The following is a 1,050-nucleotide window of genomic DNA, read 5'->3' as shown; positions in this document are numbered from 1 at the left end:
TTGGGGAATTAGTAAATATCTACCATCTGCACTGTCATATACATGCTCAGATATCTGTCCAACGACTTGTCCTGGAAGGTCACTATTTACTCCTGTTACCATTAATCCAGGAATCACCGTACCTGCCATAAGCTCATACCGAGAAGCAGCGCTTCTTACCCTTCCAGAGAGGTGCGTTTTTTCATCCCGAGCCTCACTAAGAAACCCCCGCTTTTCATCTTGTCTATTATCATCATCTCTTGGGTTAAAAGCTCCGGTATTAGACAACCCACTTACGTCTTTCCCTGCTCCACTGGCTTGAGCGCCGTATGAGCTCCCCTGCTGAGTGCCTCTAAAAGCCCTTACTTGTTGATAGGCCCCTTTAAATTCTAAGTCTGACTCGCGTGCATTAATCGCTTGTTTTAGCCGAGTCACTTCGTACTCAAGCAGTATTTTTTCTTCCTGAGATGGAGTAGCACTCTTTACTGTTTTCTCCCCAACAGAAGCTCTTTGAGTAAACTGCTTTCGTCTTTCCTCTTCTCGCCTTTTTCGCTCCATCTCGTCATAGTCATTTGGAAGCGATTGTACGACTTCACTCGGATGAGGACTCCATGTCGTTTCCGCCTTAGGGAGCTCGCTTGGTGGACTGGGCGTAAAAGCACTAATAATTACTACTCCAATAACTCCACCTACAATACAGGCCGCTACTACAATAGCTCGCTTATTAAGCCCAAGGGGCTGCCGTGGAATTTTTGCTCTCGTTGCAAGCCGCTCTGGTTGACCCGGCGGGTCATAGTGCATATCCGTTTTATCTTCCACTAAAATAACCTCTCAAACAGTGACGGCTCATATCCCTTGCTATAAATGGACACAATGCCTTCTTTGCCAACTCTCATCTGAGCTCGTTGAAATAACCGGTCTACGATGTAATACACTCCCTTCACTCGGTAATTCACAAGCATTGGCTCTCCATGCTCATCGATGAGAAATAACACTGGAGCCTCTGCAACACTCATCTCATTTGGCATCTGAAAATATGTCTTCTTCCCATCATCAAACACCCGTACTGGC

2 protein-coding genes are annotated in these 1,050 nt (G+C 46.1%); both read right to left on the bottom strand.

Features of this window, described 5'->3' with window-relative positions:
- On the bottom strand, nucleotides 1-798 hold a 798-nt coding region (locus EBR25_14530; protein ID NBW42185.1), incomplete at its 3' end, for a hypothetical protein.
- Nucleotides 798-1,050: hypothetical protein (locus tag EBR25_14525; protein NBW42184.1), on the bottom strand; the 253-nt coding region annotated here is incomplete at its 5' end. The genes EBR25_14525 and EBR25_14530, both read right to left, overlap by 1 nt.

Source organism: bacterium, assembly GCA_009926305.1.
Lineage (GTDB): Bacteria > Bdellovibrionota_C > UBA2361 > UBA2361 > RFPC01 > RFPC01.
The sequence above is the reverse complement of the archived record's forward strand: the minus strand, read 5'-3'. Positions and strand labels throughout refer to the sequence as shown.